The following is a 17,211-nucleotide window of genomic DNA, read 5'->3' on the forward strand; positions in this document are numbered from 1 at the left end:
CGATCAGAGAGCGTGCGCCAGTCAGCGCGTAGCGCCAAGGCTGACCCGTTCGGGCTTGGTGTAGCCGCCGTAGTCGTTAATCACCGAGAACTCGACGCTGTTCGGCGTCCAGCCCAGGCGCGGGGCAATGGCGTACTGGCGGGTGGAGAACGGCGCCACCATCACCGGCTTGTCGATTTCGCTGTCGCGCCCGCCGTCGGCCACCTTGATATGGATGAACGAGACGTGGAACGGCGTTGGGTTGTGCACCTGAAGCCGCGCTTCGCCGGCCTCCTGGCGAATGGCCCACTCCAGCCGTGGCAGGGCTTCGAGCAGGCTGCCCTGCAACCCCTTGGGCCGGTAGAACAGCTTGATCCGCGTGCGCAGGGCGATCTTCAGGGTGTTGCCATCGTCGTTGCTGGCAGCGGGGATTTCCTGGGCGTTGAAATAGAACACCGACTCGCGGTCGGTCGGCAGGTTGTGCGCGGTCGGCACGATACGCACCATCTGCTCCTTCATCGCATCCAGTCGAAACAGCGGCGGCGTGGCAATGAACGGCGCGCTGATGGCGTGGTCGTCTTCCTCGGTGTTGACCCAGGCCTGCACGGCGTAGGGTTTGTCGGTGCCGTTGCCAGCGGTGATCGATGCATCGCGCTTGCTGGCATCGAAGATGATGCGCGTGCCGCTCAGGGTCACCCCTGCCTGCGCCATTGGCAGCAGTGCCAGCAACAACGCGCCGGCCAGCCACCTGTGTGAATGGGTGCGGAACATCACAACCCCCTTGGTTTCAGGGTGAGCCACGCCCTGCACAGGGCGCGGCTGCAGCCCGGTTTACTGGATGTTCACGGTGAACTGCGCCTTGGCGTTGGCCGGGCCAGGGGTGGCAGTGCCGGTGGCGATGTAGTTGGCGGTGAAGCGCAGGGGCTGGCTGAGGTTGGCGTACTCGGCGGACGGCTCGGACACCGGCAGCTCGGTGCCCCTGAAATCGCGCAGTTGCACCGCCACGTTGCTGGCGGCACCGGCCACCGGCTCCAGTGCCAGCCACTGGCCCGCCGCACCGGCGGAGCCGGTGATCGGCAGGAAAGTCACGGTGGCGGCTTTGCCGGTGATATCGCAACCTGGGTCGCTGGCGTTGACCTGCAGGGTGAATGCCCCACCGCCGGCCACGTCGCCGGCCTTGGCCAGGCTGCTCACCGGCACTTGGTCGCCGAGCTTGACCACACCCTTGGCACCGCCGGTGCCGTTACCCACCTCGATGGCGCAGGTGCTGTTGACGATGGTGCCTTCAAAGCTGATCTCGCCGTCGGCGGCCTGTGCGAACTGGGCCGCGCCCATCAATGCCACTGCGGCGGCCAGGCCGCTCAAGGTTACCTTTTTCATGGTTGCTCCCTTCATGATGCTGCGCGCGTTGCGCCTTGATGATTCGTGCAACGGCAACCGTGGGTGGCTTGCCGAGCACGAAGAGCATCATGCCGTGGCCGACAGGCCGGTCCACGGCGAAACGGAGCAAGTTCATGGGAACGCTTTCCCAAGCAAACTGCGAAATTTCCCAAACGCATGCAAAACTGACAGTGCTGACAGCCAGCGGTCACCCTGGCGACCCGATCGGCACGCTATAAGACACTGTCCCCTTCCCCTTTCCGGCCACCGCCACATGACCCGACCCCTGCCCCGCAAAGCCCTGATCCTGCTGCTCGTCGTCGCCCTCGGCGGCGCCGCCTGGTGGCTGCGCCCGAGCGCGAATACCGCGCACAAGCCGGCTGCCGCCATCCCGGTGCGGGTGGTCGGCGTGGCCCAGCAGGATGTGCCGCGTTACCTCGGCGCCATCGGTTCGGTGCTGTCGCTGCACAGCGTCGAGGTGCGCCCGCAGGTCGAAGGCGTGCTGACCCAGGTGCTGGTGAAGGAAGGGCAATGGGTGAAGCAGGGCGACCTGCTGGCCACCCTCGATGACCGGGCGATCCGCGCCAGCCTCGACCAGGCCCGTGCCCAGCTTGGCCAGACCCAGGCGCAACTGCAGGTGGCGCGGGTCAACCTCAAGCGCTACCAGTTGCTGAGCAGCGATGACGGCGTGTCGAAGCAGACCCTCGACCAGCAGCAGGCGCTGGTGAACCAGTTGCAGGCAACGATCACCGGCGACCAGGCGGCCATCGACAACGCCGCCGTACAGCTCAGCTATACGCAAATCCGCTCACCGGTAAGCGGCCGCGTGGGCATCCGCAACGTCGACCCGGGCAACCTGGTGCGCACCAGCGACAGCCAGGGCCTGTTCAGCGTTACCCAGATCGACCCGATCGCCGTGGAGTTCAGCCTGCCCCAGCAAAACCTGCCGACCCTGCACAAACTGCTCGAAGCCCCCACGCCCGCCGCAGTGGAGGCGTTCATGGATGCCGACGGCGAGCGCAGCCTGCTGGGCAAGGGCCACCTGGCATTGATCGACAACCAGGTGTCGGCCAATACCGGCACGGTGCGGGTCAAGGCCGAGTTCGACAACAAGGACGGCCACCTGTGGCCCGGTCAACTGGTGACCGTGCGCCTGCTCACCGCGGTGGACGAGAACGCCCTGGTGGTGCCGCCGCCGGTGGTGCAGCGCAGCATCGACGGGCACTTCGTTTACCGCCTCGATGGCGACAAGGTCGCCGCCGTGCCGGTGAAAGTGCTGTATCAGGACAGCACGCTGAACGTCGTTGATGGTGTGAAGCCTAGGGATTGCCTGGTGCTCGATGGCCAGTCGCGGCTTAAGCCCGGCAGCCGGGTTGAAACCAGCGGACAGTGCGCAGAGCCGCAGCGCCTGGCCGATGGCAATCGCGGGGCAAGCCCGCTCCCACGCGATACCGCCACTGCCCGGGATGCAGGTAGTACCGTGGGAGCGGGCTTGCCCCGCGATGGCGTCAGCGCAAACAACCCGGAGCCCCAGCCATGAACACCCGCAACGGCGTGTCGGCCTGGTGCATCGACCACCCCATCGCCACCCTGCTGCTGACCTTCGCCCTGGTGCTGCTGGGCGCCATCGCCTTCCCGCGCCTGCCGGTGGCGCCGCTGCCGGAGGCCGACTTCCCGACCATCCAGGTTACCGCCCAACTGCCCGGCGCCAGCCCCGAAACCATGGCCTCGTCGGTGGCCACGCCCCTGGAGGTGCAGTTCAGCGCCATCCCCGGCATGACCCAGATGACCAGCAGCAGCGCCCTGGGCTCGACCAACCTGACCCTGCAGTTCACCCTCGACAAGAACATCGACACCGCCGCCCAGGAGGTCCAGGCGGCGATCAACACCGCCACCGCGCGCCTGCCCCAGGACCTGCCCAGCCCGCCGACCTGGCGTAAGGTGAACCCGGCCGACAGCCCGGTGCTGATCCTCACCGTAAGCTCGGCGCAGATGCCCGGCAACGAGCTCAGCGACTACGCCGAAACCCTGCTGGCGCGCCAGCTCAGCCAGATCGACGGGGTCGGCCTGATCAACATCACCGGCCAGCTGCGCCCGGCCATCCGCGTGCAGGCCCAACCGGAGAAACTCGCCGCCATCGGCCTGACCCTGGCCGACATCCGCCAGGCCATCCAGCAGACCAGCCTGAACCTGGCCAAGGGCGCGCTGTATGGCGAACACAGCGTGTCGACCATCGCCGCCAACGACCAACTGTTCCACCCCGAAGACTATGCCCGGCTGATCGTCAGCTACCGCAACGGCGCCCCCGTGCACCTTGCCGACGTGGCCAAGGTGATCAACGGCGCCGAGAACGCCTACGTCAAGGCTTGGTCGGGCGACCAGCCGGGGCTCAACCTGGTGATCTTCCGCCAGCCCGGGGCGAACATCGTCGACACCGTGGACCGGGTGCTCGATGCCCTGCCGCGCCTGCAGCAAATGCTGCCGGCCTCGGTCGAGGTGTCGGTGCTGCAGGACCGCACCCAGACCATCCGCGCCTCGCTGCACGAGGTGGAACTGACGCTGATGATCGCCGTGGCCCTGGTGATCGGCGTGATGGCGCTGTTCCTGCGCCAGTGGTCGGCAACCCTGGTGGTGTCCAGCGTGCTGGGCGTGTCGCTGATCGCCAGCTGCGCATTGATGTACGTGTTCGGCTTCAGCCTCAACAACCTGACCCTGGTGGCCATCGTCATCGCCGTGGGCTTCGTGGTCGACGACGCCATCGTGGTGGTGGAGAACATCCACCGCCATCTGGAGGCCGGCGACGACAGCCGCACCGCCGCGCTCAAGGGCGCGGGCGAAATCGGCTTCACCGTGGTGTCGATCAGCTTCTCGCTGATTGCCGCGTTCATCCCGCTGCTGTTCATGGGCGGCGTGGTCGGCCGGCTGTTCAAGGAGTTCGCCCTGACCGCCACAGCGACCATCCTGATTTCGGTGCTGGTGTCGCTGACCCTGGCGCCGACGCTGTGCGCGCTGTTCATGCGCAAGCCGCCGCAGGAGCAGCATGGCGGCTTCGGCCAGCGCCTGCTGGGCTGGTACGAGAAAGGCCTGGACCGCGCCCTGGCGCACCAACGCCTGACCCTCGGCATCTTCGGCATCACCCTCGCCCTGGCGGTGGTCGGCTACGTCGGCATCCCCAAGGGCTTCTTCCCGCTGCAGGACACCGGCTTCATCCTCGGCACCACCGAGGCGGCGGCGGATGTGTCATACCCCGCGATGATCGAAAAACACCTGGCCCTGGCCAAAATCATCGGCGACGACCCGGCGGTGCGCGCGTTCTCCCATTCGGTGGGGGTGACCGGCAGCAACCAGACCATCGCCAACGGCCGCTTCTGGATCTCGCTCAAGCCCCGTGGCGAACGCGATGTCTCGGCCAGCGAGTTCATCGACCGCCTGCGGCCCAAGCTGGCCCAGGTGCCCGGCATCGTCCTGTACATGCGCGCCGGCCAGGACATCAACCTCAGCTCCGGCCCTTCGCGCACCCAGTACCAGTACGTGCTCAAGAGCAACGACGGCGTGGCGCTGAACCTGTGGACCCAGCGCCTGACCGAGCGCCTGCGGGAAAACCCGGCGTTGCGTGACCTTTCCAACGACCTGCAACTGGGCGCCAGCGTCACCCGCATCGACATCGACCGCCAGGCCGCGGCGCGCTTCGGCCTGACCACCACCGATGTCGACCAGGCGCTGTACGACGCCTTCGGCCAGCGCCAGATCAGCGAATTCCAGACCGAGACCAACCAGTACAAGGTGATCCTCGAGCTGGACGCCCGCCAGCGTGGCAAGGCCGAAAGCCTGAACTACTTCTACCTGCGCTCGCCGTTGTCGGGCGAGATGGTGCCGCTGTCGGCACTGGCCCATGTGGCGTCGCCCAGCACCGGGCCGCTGTCGATCAGCCACGACGGCCTGTTCCCCGCCGCCAACCTGTCGTTCAACCTGGCCCCCGGCGTGGCCCTGGGCGATGCGGTGCAGATCCTCGAACGCACCCAGCGCGAGCTCGGCATGCCCGACTCGATCACCGGCAACTTCCAGGGCGCGGCCCAGGCATTCCAGAGCTCGCTGTCGAGCCAGCCGTACCTGATACTCGCCGCGCTGGTGGCGGTGTACATCATCCTCGGCGTGCTCTACGAGAGCTTCGTGCACCCACTGACCATCATCTCCACCCTGCCCTCGGCGGGCCTGGGGGCGATCATCCTGCTGTGGGGCAGCGGGCAGGACTTCAGCATCATGGGGCTGATCGGCGTGGTGCTGCTGATCGGCATCGTCAAGAAGAACGGCATCCTGTTGATCGACTTCGCCCTCGACGCCCAGCGCCACCACGGCATGACGCCTGAACAGGCGATCCGCCAGGCGTGCCTGGTGCGCTTCCGGCCGATCATCATGACCACCCTGGCCGCGCTGCTCGGCGCGGTGCCGCTGATGTTCGGCTTCGGCGCTGGTGCCGAGCTGCGCCAGCCACTGGGCATCGCGGTGGTGGGCGGGCTGCTGGTGAGCCAGGCGCTGACGCTGTTCTCCACCCCGGTCATATACTTGGCCCTGGAGCGCCTGTTCCATCGCCGCCAGGCCGCCACCGTCGCCGCGCCGACCGCCCGCTGAGACAAGACCATGCGTGTACTGATCATCGAAGACGAAGAAAAAACCGCCGACTACCTGCACCGCGGCCTGACCGAGCAGGGCTTTACCGTGGACCTGGCGCGGGACGGCATCGACGGCCTGCACCTGGCCCTGGAAGGCGACTATGCGGTGATCGTGCTCGACGTGATGCTGCCGGGCCTGGACGGCTACGGTGTGCTGCGCGCGTTGCGGGCACGCAAGCAGACGCCGGTGATCATGCTCACCGCCCGCGAACGGGTCGAGGACCGCATCCATGGCCTGCGCGAAGGCGCCGACGATTACCTGGGCAAGCCGTTCTCGTTCCTTGAGCTGGTCGCCCGCCTGCAAGCCCTGACCCGCCGCAGCAGCAGCCACGAACCGCTGCAGGTGCAGGTGGCCGACCTGTGGATCGACCTGATGGCGCGCAAGGCCACCCGCGCAGGCCAGCGCCTGGAGCTGACCGCCAAGGAGTTCTCGTTGCTCAGTGTGCTGGCCCGGCGCCAGGGCGAAATCCTGTCCAAGACGGCCATTGCGGAGCTGGTGTGGGACATCAATTTCGACAGTGACGCCAATGTGGTGGAGGTGGCGATCAAGCGCCTGCGCGCCAAGCTTGACGGGCCCTTCGACAACAAGCTGCTGCATACCATCCGAGGCATGGGCTATGTCCTGGAAAACCGTGGGTAGTGAGCAGTCCCTGTGGGAGCGGGTTTACCCGCGAAGTGGCCACCGAGGTGCCTGGCACCGGCTTCGCCGGTGTTCGCGGGTAAACCCGCTCCCACAGGGGCTTGGCGGCGGCGATTGGATTGACAGTCAATGAACACAAAAGACCATTTGCGCAAAAGAGCCGGCAACTCCATCGCCCTGCGCCTCTGCGCCCTGTTCACCCTGGTCGCCCTGGGCGTGTTCGTGCTGATCGGCAGCGCCCTGTACCGCCAGGTCGACCGCAGCCTCGACCTGCTGCCTGCCGCCGAACTGGAAGCCCGCTTCAGCGTGCTCGAGTCCGCCCTCAACCGCTACGGCACGCCCGAGCACTGGGCCAAGATCCACAACAAGCTCAACCTGCTCGGCGAAGAGGACAAGCGCATCCGCTTCTGGGCGGTCGGCAGCAACCCGAACTACGAATATGGCCAACCCACCGAACTGATCCGCGCCTTCGCCGAAGGCCCGCCGGGCATGCGCGAGCTGCGCCTGGCGAACAGCCCCTACCCTTACAAGGTGCTGGTCAGCGAGCTGCCGGCACTGGGCGAACGCCCGCCGCTGCGCTTTCTGATCGGCATCAACACCGAAACCTTCTGGCAGGCCCAACACAGCCTGCTGGTGGCCATCGTCGGCCTGGCAGCATTCGGCGTGGTGCTGGCATCGCTGCTCAGCTACTGGGTGGCGCGCATCGGTTTGAAGCCCTTGCTGACGCTGTCTGACCAGGCCCAGGGGCTCGCCCCGCCACGCCTGGACGGGCGCCTGCCAACCGAAGCCCTGCCACCGGAACTGGCGCGCTTCGCCGGCGCCTTCAACGCCGCGCTGGACCGGGTCAGCCAGGCCTATACCCAGCTCGAAGCGTTCAACGCCGACGTCGCCCACGAGCTGCGCTCGCCGCTGACCAACCTGATCGGCCAGACCCAGGTGGCACTGACCCGCGGGCGCAGCGCCGAACACTACTTCGAGGTGCTGCAATCGAACCTGGAGGAACTGGAGCGCCTGCGCAGCATCATCAACGACATGCTGTTCCTCGCCAGCGCCGACCAGGGCAGCAAGGCCACCGCCCTGGCCGAGGCCTCGCTGGCCGAAGAGGTGGCCACCACCCTCGACTACCTGGACTACATCCTCGAGGACGCCCAGGTGCGCGTGAGCGTCAGTGGCGACGCCCGCGCACGCATCGAGAAAGCCCAGCTGCGCCGGGCGCTGATCAACCTGCTGAACAACGCCGTGCAGCACACCGCGCCTCACCAGGTGATCCAGGTACGCATCGAGGCCGATGAGCAACAGGTCAGCATCACGGTGAGCAACCCGGGGCCGAGCATCGCCGAGGAACACCTGCCGCTGCTGTTCGAGCGCTTCTACCGGGTGGATGCCGCGCGCGCCAACAGCGGTGGCAACAACCACGGCCTGGGGCTGGCGATCGTCAAGGCCATCGCCTTGATGCATGGAGGTGAGGTCTTCGTGCACAGCGATAAGGCAGGGAATTGCTTTGGGATCCGCTTACCGAATGCGGGACCGGAGTACACCGCACAAGACGCCAGCAAAAAGAAAAGAGGCGAGCAGGTCTGAACGCCTCTTTCGCTAGGGGTTGTACGAAAAGTCGCCGAGCGGCGATCAGGCAAGGCGAAAACAGGCGAGGAACGGTCGGAGTCGCGCACGACTTTGCTGGTTGCAAATGAGCATTCCGACCGGGCTGGCGCACCAGCCTGTTTTCAACGTAGCATGATCGTCGCGCAGGCACTTTTCGTACAAAGCCTAAAACCGATCTGCTATTTCTTGGCGCTAACAGCCGTGGCCTTGAATTTGCCCGATTTGTTTGGGTCGAGTACCTTGGTGAAGGTTACTTCTGAGCCTACGGCAATTCCGGAGTTGGCTATTAATTCGAATTGAAGCTGGTCATCCTCTTCCTCCGACTCAGGTTCGAATTCAATCCAACCGAACTGCAAGTCGGTGTTCATTGATTTAACTTTTCCACTCTGCTCGGCCATGTTGTTCACCTAAATATTGAGTTGCTCCAAGCGCTCCGAATGCCTTGACAACTCAGTATTCGGAACAGCCTCTCTTCAAGCCTATTAAACTCATCAAACAAGCGCCACTAGCATTTCTATCAGGTCCTGCACCACGCGGCGAGTCAAATACTGAGCTCCATTGCGCTGCGAATTTCGAACTGGCTAATAGCACGTGCTACTTCCTTGATGTTGGGATCAGGAAGATAAGAGCCTCTTGCCCTTGCACTGATTGTCGAGGTTTGATTACCCCGCGCCAGTGCAATCGACGACTCGATCGTCCCGCGCAGGATGTTCGCCTCGATCGCCAACGCCATGTTTTCACTGAGTGTGGAAACAAAGCGCGATTGGTTCGCCCACTTGTAGAAGGCGGCCGATCTACCCGTGAGTTTGAGGGGATCCGGTCCCTCCCAAAGGCTTTTCAACTTGCCGAACACACCATGCCTTCCGTAAGTGGGCATAGGCTCAAGCCGAGCGGCCGGGGCCTTGATAAAGTCGTCCACCTTACACAGGAGCTTTCCAGGCGCGGACTTGGCGGCTGCTATCGCCCTGGATGCACCTTCTCGCATACTCAGCCACACTGATTGGCGCGTGACGCCCAGTTTGGCGGACTTCAGTCGCTTGAAGCCCTGCCCGACGGCCTTCAACCCGTTCCCCACCCACCGGACAGTGCGTTGCACCAAAGTCCTGGTAGCGTTGAACAGCTTGATACTGGCTTTCATCACCCCCTGGAAGCCCTGCGTGGACGCCACGCCGGTTGCCATTGACGCAATCCCCAGCGCCTTGGACAACTCCGGATTGGTCTCTGCGGTCAACGCCGAGGCCACTTCCAGTCCGAAGGACGTTACAGCCATGGTGGTCAAAAAGGCGAAGAGCAACATCGAGGCTGTTCCCCCCGAAAACACCGTCGCTCCCACTCCTAGTACCGTCAGCACGAATGACAAGGCCAGCCCTCGCCACTTGCCCCCCAGCCCCACGTTCCTGGTCCCCCGCAATTGCTCCTCGCGCTCGCGCAATTGACGGTCCTGCCCCCATCGGCTGAGCATGATCGCGCCGCTAGGGTCATGCAGGTTGACCGGGTCCGGACAGTGCTGATAAGGATTGTGGCCACCGTCCCCAAACGGGGCCAGCCAGTCAGGCTGAGCATAGCGGCCTATGCCGGGATCATAACTACGGTACCCGTTGCCCGCAGGATACTGCCCTGTCACTGGGTCACGACGCATGCCGTTGTATCCGCTGACCACGCCCTCCAGCAACGCGCCCTCGCCAAACGGCAATCGCGGGGCCAACGTGAGCCCACCGTCCCTGACCTGCCCTGCAATGCCAACCTGTGGATCGTCGATCAACCAGCGCACCTGGTCGTCTTCGTACTCCGCCAGGCCTGCCGAGATGCTCGTACGACGCGTGACGGCACGAGTCTTGTCGAACCAGATTTCGCCAATCAGCTCATCACCGTCATATCGCAGCTCGCAAATGCTTTCGTCCTGTTCGACGTGTTGCGCGACCAAGCGCTGATAGCCGTCGTACTGATAGCGCGATAACAGTTGGCCTTCGGCATCCTTCACCCTGCTCACCTGGCCGGCACCGGTATAGCTGAATGCGTGGCTCTGTCCATCATCGACCAAGTAGCCATTATCGCTCCAGCTCAAAACCCGAGACTGCGAGCCGTGCTGCACCGAGGTCATGCGCGTGGGGTCTGCATTCGCGTCGTAGCTGAAATCCTGCGTGTGCTGGGTGCCATCAAAGCGCGTAGTCACTTTAGTGACAACGTTGTCCAAGGCGTCCCAGGTAAACGCTTGCGCCTTCACGGCATCGCCGCTGGCATTGGTCGGGCAGTAGGCGGTATCGTCGCTTTCGCAGGTGTAGCCCTCAAGACGATCAAGTGCATCGTAAACGAAGCGCTCGGTGCTCTTGAGCTGACCGTCCTGGTAGTTCTCTTTGCTGATCAGCCGGCCATCACCGCGCCAGGTCATGCGTTGACTGAAGCGTATCGCGCCATTGTGCAGGAAAGTCCGCACGATCTCCTGACCGAGACCATTGTGTTCACTGAGTACCTGCCATTGCTCACCGGCCTTCATTGCATGGACGAGGCGCGACTTCAGCCTGCCCAAGGCATCGTAACGGTACAGCACATCCTCATGATCCTTGCATGTACGTAGCAACCGCCCCTGGTCGTCGACGAAGACTCGCTGCCAACGCCCATCGGCACGCAGTGAAGCCACGGTGGCGCCACACAAGGTCTGCCAGTCCTGCGTCGGCACCTTTCCACGAGGCGTAGTCTCTGTGCCCTCGATGCGCCCTGGCAGGTCGCCCTGGATGAAGCGGTGCCTCCAGGTACCGCCCGCTCCATCCTCGCAGACCACAGTGGCTCCGCCATTCTTGCGTGCAAGACTGCCCATGGCGCTGTCGCCCGCGCGCCAACGGACGCAGTCGGCATCGATGTGCGTCTGCAGGCACGTCTTGTCGGGCAGGGTAATGGTATCGTCATCGAAGGAGTAAGTGCGGTTGCCGACCGTGCGCGACTTTAGCGTGGAATCATTGGCCACGGTCTGGGTGGCAATGACCCTGCCGTCTATCTTGAGGGCAGTGGGCTGGTTGCTGAAACCGTGATAGGCACGTTCGACAGTGCTGCCATCGGGGCGCGTTGCCTTGGTAATCCGGCCCAGATCATCACGCTCGAAGGCATAGATGCGTGTTTCACCGTCCACGAAGCGTTCGCTGCGCACCACTTGGGCACTCGCATCGAGTTGTTGGACCAGTTTTACCTGCTGCAGCCCGGCACCGTCGACGAGGGTTTCGGTACGCTCGAAGGTGCCATCCGTTAGGGTCACGTATTCGGTGGTGAGTTCAGACAGGCATTGTTGCGCCAATCCCTCTTTCACAACCTGACGGGTAGTGGTGCCTTTGGCAGGATTCGCATAAGTGAAAAGCACGGGACTGGCGATCTGTAGATAGCCTCGTGCCCGCTCGGCTTCTGCTGAATCGAGTAGCTTCAGAAAGTCCAGAACCTCAGCATTCTCGACATCAGCCCCGCCGAGGTTGAAGTCTTTAATTACGAGGTTCGCGGCCCACCTTTCGAGCTTCTGCCCATATCTGACCGGAATCCGAGACGCCCCCACCACTGGAATACATTGACCCCCTTTGCGCCCCGCAAGACCTTGAAAGAACTTGAAGAAATAAGGGAGAAAATATCTGTATCTATCGAACAGGCTCACTAACAGATACAGGGCTTGCCTAATCAAGTCTGTGATGTATTCATCGGACACATCGTGTGCATCTCTCACATCCCTTAGTTGCACAAGACAAGTAAGAAACTTGAGCATTTCCTCTTCATCATCCCCACCACTGCACGTTAGCGCGACAGCAACGTCCCACTCACTTGAATCGACGTCCGGTGGAGTTTGGTTTGCGCTCGATTGCTCCTCGACAACGGCTCCCAGCGCTGTCAGCCACGGTTCTCGCCCGTCCTTGGGCTGCACCTGTGCCATCTCGATCACTGCCTGGCCCCCCGGCAGATAGTCCCACTCCCAACACCCTACCGACTGCGATTCATCGAGCCCGTCCCTGCAGTACTCATCCAGTGGCACATAATCAATGGCCCCAGCGGGCTGCCATTCACTGCGCCAAACCCGCTGAACACCGTCCAGGTGATTGCGGCGTTGAGCACCGTTGGCATGGGTGTGAGTCTCCAACTTGTTATCCGCGGAATAAGCAGTGGTGATATGTATCACTGCTCGCTGGTTTTCTGCCCTGCTTTTTCTGCCAGGCTCCAGGCGATACCGAGCGTCGTCCACGACCCGCCCAAGAGCGTCGTACTGCCTTGTCATCTCGATCTCAGCGTCCGTTTGAGTAAGCCAGTTCGCGCTAAGGCGTGAGAAGTGACGGACACTGACCTGCTGCGTGCCGGCCTGGGTTTGCAAGGTAATACGCTCCAGGATGTACGGGGCATTTGGGTTGTCCTCGAACGTCTTGGTGGTTTTCTCCCAGAAGACATCAGGCCCCTGAAGCGTCATCTGAGTATCCTGGACGGTCCATACTTTGACCTTGCTCGCATCGCTCGGCGTCACCTTGTGCGTCACCGTCGACGAACCATGCAAATGTCGACGACACAGCACCGAGGCAAGGCCGATTTGCGTCGGTTCGTCCGTAGGGATGAAGAGCTCGCCGGATGCCATCTCCAGGCGCCCCCCCTGAATGACTCGCTCTTCGGCCAATTCAAGGTACGGTCTGCCTGCATGCGCTACCGTGCGGTAGCCGAAGAGTTTCAGACCAAGTGGATGACCGAAATCGTCACATTCATACTCGAACATCACAGGTAGCATCGCGTACTCAGGTACTGCCGGGCAGTCCAGTAGCGGTAGTTCCTGTAGTTCCTGTAGTTCCGGCAGGCAGTCAACTGTGCGCAACAGATCGGCCTCGATACGATTCGCGCCACCCGCGCGACCATAGTAGCCACGGCAAAGCGTATGCTGGCCCTCGATGACCACTTTCACGGGCAGTCCGTCATCGTCCGTCGTCATGATCTGCATATCGACCGCCTTGCCATGGGGCTGACGCTGTGCGACCGGGACGACTTGCAAGCAGGCCTGAATAGCGTTGACCAACACCACACGTTGATTGCGGCTGAATCGCCAGAGCATCTCTACGATTTCCTGCTGATGCTTGACGGATTGTTTGCCAGCCAATGCAGGCTTTCCCTTCCTGATGACCAACTTGATCGACTCGATCACCTTGATCAGGTCATTCCCATACCCCGTGTATCGAATGCTCTGCGTCGTATTCTTGTTCTGGGCCTTTAACTCCAGCCACTGGTCCTCGGCGGATGCCTCACCTGCCAGTATTTCTCGCCTGTGACTGCCGTCCTCACCGAACACCTGCAAATGATGCCGTCGCTTGCCATAGGGACCTCGCCGGCCGGCAATGATGTACAACTGATCAGAGATGTCACGCAACTCCCCCGTGTATTGGTAGGTGGCCACGTGGTTCTCTTGCCCACCGCCAGGAATCAAGGCATGGAGCTTGACCTTGGGCCACGAGGGCCACTTATTGGTGTCGTGTGGTTCTGGGCGTACACCCGGGGTGTAGCGCACGTACTCGACCGAACCATCCAACTCCTCTAACCGACACAGCACCCGGTCTAGAACCGGATCGTCTTCATAGCCACATTTGACCTGCTGAAGGCACGCACCTGCTTGAGTCCACTCAAGGGTCCGTAGCAGCCAGTCTTTCAATTGCAGCTTGACCTCGAAGCGTTCATCGCTTGCTGGCCATATCTGCATGTTCACCTGCGCAGCCGACTTGTCCGGGGTGACGTACTCAGCCGTGAACAAGGTTTGTTTCTCGCTCTCGATGCGCATGAGCAGGAATTGCCCAAGCTGACGCTTCCACGTCAGTTCGAGCACCTCACCATAATGCGAGATGATGCGAGCAGGCAGCAGCTGCACGAATGGACGCTCGTAGTAGGCGATGCGCTCGTTCAGCTCCTCGATCGTTCCATGCGTTGCCCAGGCCTTGGCGGCCTCGTTGTAATCGAGCGCCGCACCAATGTAGTAGGCCCCCGGTGAAGCCACCAGCAGCACCCATTGAGTCCAGTGCTCAGGCACGGCGGGAAACTGCGGTTTGCTTTTCTCCTTGATAGCCCGCAGGAGCTTCAGGACTGTCTGGCGAAATTCATCATTGGGCTCGACCTCGTTGGCGGCCACCACGGCAGGCTTTTTCAAGACTTCCTGACGGCCATTGGGCAGCTCGATCGTGAATTCACTGTAATCCTTGTTGCAGCTCAACAGGCAATGCTTCTTCTTCAACGGTTGTTCCTTGCCTAGGTCTTCCCACTCCTTGGGGGTGAACGTGATTCGCCCGCCATTGGCCAGGGTCAACACACGGTCACGCACGTCCAGGCTGGAGAAGCGCCAGGCCCAGCCATCCCCCAACCCCGCCTCGTTTCCGCGCAAGGCCGAATAATGCAAGGTCAGGTCGCACAATGGCCCCCGTGCGCCCAGACCTTGCAGCGTTGCGATCGGGTAGTGAGCATGGAACAAGCCCAGGCGGCCATCCACGCCGGTCATGTCATGCCCGAAAGTATCGAAAATTTCCGAGTGATCCGTGTTCCCCCAGTCTTCGCATAGCAGACTCCTCGGCGTGTAGGGCGCCAATGCGGCGGACGGGGTGAACTCGACCGATTTCGAATTTTTCCAGAATGCGTGTTCGTCAAAGGCGCCGAAATGGCCGACGATCAATTTGTCTTCACCGCGCAGGCTTTCGGGATAATCCAGAACGATCTCGTAGTCTTGCTTGACCCGGCCGCCCCAGATGATCTTGCCGGCGCTGACCCAAAGCGGCGACTCTTCACCTTTGCCGAAAACCGTCGGCTCGCAGGCGGCCACCCGTATACCCTTGTCCCAGGCGTGCTGAGTCAGACGAAACTCGAGCTCCCCTGACTGCAAGTTGATGGAGGCATTGAGTTGGCCCTTGGCTGAGTCGAACTCAACGGACGGCGCCGAGGCCATTTCCTCCTTCAGAACATCGGGTGCCACTTCTACGAAGGGTTCGAATTCGACCTGCAGTTCACTGAAGGCTGAGTCGAAGTCAACGGACAGCACCGAGGCCATTTCCTCCTTCTGAACATCGGGTGCCTCTTCTACGAGGGGTTCGAATTCGACCTGCAGTTCACTGAAGCGTGGGATTGATAGCGACCCGGCACCTCCAGTCGTGCTGTCAATGTCAACGTAAAGTTCAGGCCAGGCTTGTTCCTGGAGAAAACGCGCCAAGGCAATGCGCCAGGACGGCAGCTCGATCTCGCCGCCTTTCTCTGTCTGCGGAGGTCTGAACACGCCAGTATGTAAGGCCCGGTTGCTAAAGGGATGCCGTACCGCAACGTTCAGCGAGGCTCGGGACATCGCTTTTGTCGGAAGCTCCAGCGCCGGTACCCAGTTACCCGCATCCGGCAGCGAGGTGAAGATGCGCAAGGCGTCGCCCCGGTGCCATAAACCAAGGCCGAGGGCATCCTGGCCGATAAGATTGTTGGACGCAGGCCTTGAGGAACTGGCTTGCACATAAGCGGACACCTCTGAACGATTCAGGGCAGTAGCCCAGTCCGCCAGCCATTTGCCACTTGCCCTCAGGGTCGTGGTGGGGCCCCACTGATGATGACCCAGCAAGCGCTGAGAACATGCATCGTAGACCCAGGTATGCAACGTGGTACCGACCGGTAAAGCCTGCGATCCTTCGACTTTGCGGCTTTCCCACCAGCCTGAGACGGTCAGGTTCACGCTCAGTTCGGCCCGCTGCGGCACCCAAAACGCGTTGCCGATTTCGGCGGGCGTTACCTGACAGTCGCTGTTCAATACACCCGCCCGCAGCAGATGGCTGTCACGATTGATCTGATCGCACAATGCCTTGGACCAGCCCAAGCCGACCTGCCCCTGCGTGGGGCTGAAGAAATGATTTTCGAACAGCGCTTGTGTTTTAAGGTCGCGAACCTGCAAACAAAGCGTCTGCCGGGCAGTCAAGCGGAAACTGTCATTGCAGGCCAGCGCCTGTACCAGATTGCTATCGAAGGGAGCATTGCTGAAAGCCCGGTACTTGGCATGGCTCCACAGCCGTAATGGGCCACTCTCGGTCGTGAAGTTATTGTTCTCGTCCCATGCTCCGGCAGTGATCGGGGCGCCCTGGTCGGCAACAAACTTGGCGAATGCCCGAGGCCACTTCTGTGCCGTTAGTTCACTGGCCTGAGGGGTGAAGGCAAACCGACTGACCTCTCCATCGCAGCGGTTGACCAGAAACGCACTGAGCGTTTCATCACGCGCGAGTTCGCGACCTGCCTTGATCGGTACGGTGCTGTACCACCCATCGTCGACGCTGCCCTCTCGCATCAGTGTGAAGTCGGTCATGTCAGGAAGGTAACCGTCAGACCGCGTGGTGATCTGGTAAGGAACCGCATAAGGGTCAATCTGACTGACGATTCCGCTGAGCAAATAGACATTCTTGATGAAGCTGAAAAACTCATGCTGACCATTGAATAGGCCAGTCCCCTTCAATATCGGATAGTCAAGGGTGAGTTGAGCATGATGATCCTGCAGAGCATCATCGACAGTGAACACAAATTTCGCGTATTGACCGGGGTAGTCTACGACCGTTACGTGGCCAAAAAATGAGTAGTAGCCGTTTAAATCAGTAGTCAGCTCCACCCACACCGCCCCCAACGCTGGTGACAGCTTCCCCCACTCCTCGGGTTTGACCAGTACCGCGCCGCTTTCGAGCATGGCCTCCAGCTGCATGGCCTCTTGCTCTAGCTTCGCATCCAGCTCGGGCACAAGCTCGATGTCGGTGTAAGCCAAGTTTCGTTTGTCTGGAGACCTGATACGCAGCACATCGTTCTCTGCGAATTCGTAAACAGCTTTGACGCCGTTCACCGTGATGAGATCGCCATTCTTGAAGAATTTCCTGAAGGCGTGACAGTTGTAGGTCATCACCAAACCCTCGCGTGCTATCGGCTCGTCGTCATTGAATGGCGACCAGGTGATCT

At 61.9% G+C, this 17,211-nt stretch carries 7 protein-coding genes and 1 pseudogene; 4 read left to right on the plus strand and 4 right to left on the minus strand.

Features of this window, described 5'->3' with window-relative positions; translation table 11 throughout:
* Positions 1–21: 21 nt before the first annotated feature.
* Both LOY51_RS22535 and LOY51_RS22540 read right to left on the minus strand, forming a co-directional pair.
* Positions 22–750 (minus strand): fimbrial biogenesis chaperone, encoded by a 729-nt coding sequence (locus LOY51_RS22535; protein WP_125860268.1) that lies wholly within the window; start codon positions 748–750, stop codon positions 22–24.
* Between the two features lie 60 nt (positions 751–810).
* Entirely contained in the window at positions 811–1,359 is a 549-nt protein-coding gene (locus LOY51_RS22540) for a fimbrial protein (protein WP_125860270.1), read from the minus strand.
* Between the two features lie 274 nt (positions 1,360–1,633).
* Between LOY51_RS22540 and LOY51_RS22545 the strand changes: the two are divergent.
* The 4 genes and pseudogenes from LOY51_RS22545 to LOY51_RS22560 form a co-directional block, all read left to right on the plus strand.
* Positions 1,634–2,776: pseudogene (locus LOY51_RS22545) on the plus strand (efflux RND transporter periplasmic adaptor subunit); the annotation flags it as partial.
* 119 nt (positions 2,777–2,895) lie between these two features.
* Entirely contained in the window at positions 2,896–5,988 is a 3,093-nt protein-coding gene (locus tag LOY51_RS22550; protein WP_125860274.1) for a multidrug efflux RND transporter permease subunit, read from the plus strand.
* A gap of 9 nt (positions 5,989–5,997) precedes the next feature.
* Entirely contained in the window at positions 5,998–6,669 is a 672-nt protein-coding gene (locus tag LOY51_RS22555) for a heavy metal response regulator transcription factor (RefSeq protein WP_110995887.1), read from the plus strand.
* Between the two features lie 129 nt (positions 6,670–6,798).
* Positions 6,799–8,250 (plus strand): heavy metal sensor histidine kinase, encoded by a 1,452-nt coding sequence (locus LOY51_RS22560; RefSeq protein WP_125860276.1) that lies wholly within the window; start codon positions 6,799–6,801, stop codon positions 8,248–8,250.
* A 200-nt stretch (positions 8,251–8,450) separates the two neighbouring features.
* Here the strand turns inward: LOY51_RS22560 and LOY51_RS22565 are convergent, their stop codons facing one another.
* Positions 8,451–8,669 (minus strand): hypothetical protein, encoded by a 219-nt coding sequence (locus tag LOY51_RS22565; protein WP_258643135.1) that lies wholly within the window; start codon positions 8,667–8,669, stop codon positions 8,451–8,453.
* Between the two features lie 143 nt (positions 8,670–8,812).
* Positions 8,813–17,155: an RHS repeat-associated core domain-containing protein gene (locus LOY51_RS22570; protein WP_258646705.1), complete on the minus strand. Its 8,343-nt coding sequence runs from the start codon at positions 17,153–17,155 to the stop codon at positions 8,813–8,815.
* Between the last annotated feature and the right edge of the window lie 56 nt (positions 17,156–17,211).

Origin of the sequence: Pseudomonas sichuanensis, assembly GCF_024749065.1 — a bacterium.
GTDB classification, from domain to species: Bacteria; Pseudomonadota; Gammaproteobacteria; order Pseudomonadales; family Pseudomonadaceae; genus Aquipseudomonas; species Aquipseudomonas sichuanensis.

Bases quoted from the DNA above. Each gene is read 5' to 3' on its own strand.
- LOY51_RS22535 (WP_125860268.1), bottom strand. From the start codon at position 750: ATGTTCCGCACCCATTCACACAGGTGGCTGGCCGGCGCGTTGTTGCTG.
- LOY51_RS22540 (WP_125860270.1), bottom strand. From the start codon at position 1,359: ATGAAAAAGGTAACCTTGAGCGGCCTGGCCGCCGCAGTGGCATTGATG.
- LOY51_RS22550 (WP_125860274.1), top strand. From the start codon at position 2,896: ATGAACACCCGCAACGGCGTGTCGGCCTGGTGCATCGACCACCCCATC.
- LOY51_RS22555 (WP_110995887.1), top strand. From the start codon at position 5,998: ATGCGTGTACTGATCATCGAAGACGAAGAAAAAACCGCCGACTACCTG.
- LOY51_RS22560 (WP_125860276.1), top strand. From the start codon at position 6,799: ATGAACACAAAAGACCATTTGCGCAAAAGAGCCGGCAACTCCATCGCC.
- LOY51_RS22565 (WP_258643135.1), bottom strand. From the start codon at position 8,669: ATGGCCGAGCAGAGTGGAAAAGTTAAATCAATGAACACCGACTTGCAG.
- LOY51_RS22570 (WP_258646705.1), bottom strand. From the start codon at position 17,155: ATGACCTACAACTGTCACGCCTTCAGGAAATTCTTCAAGAATGGCGAT.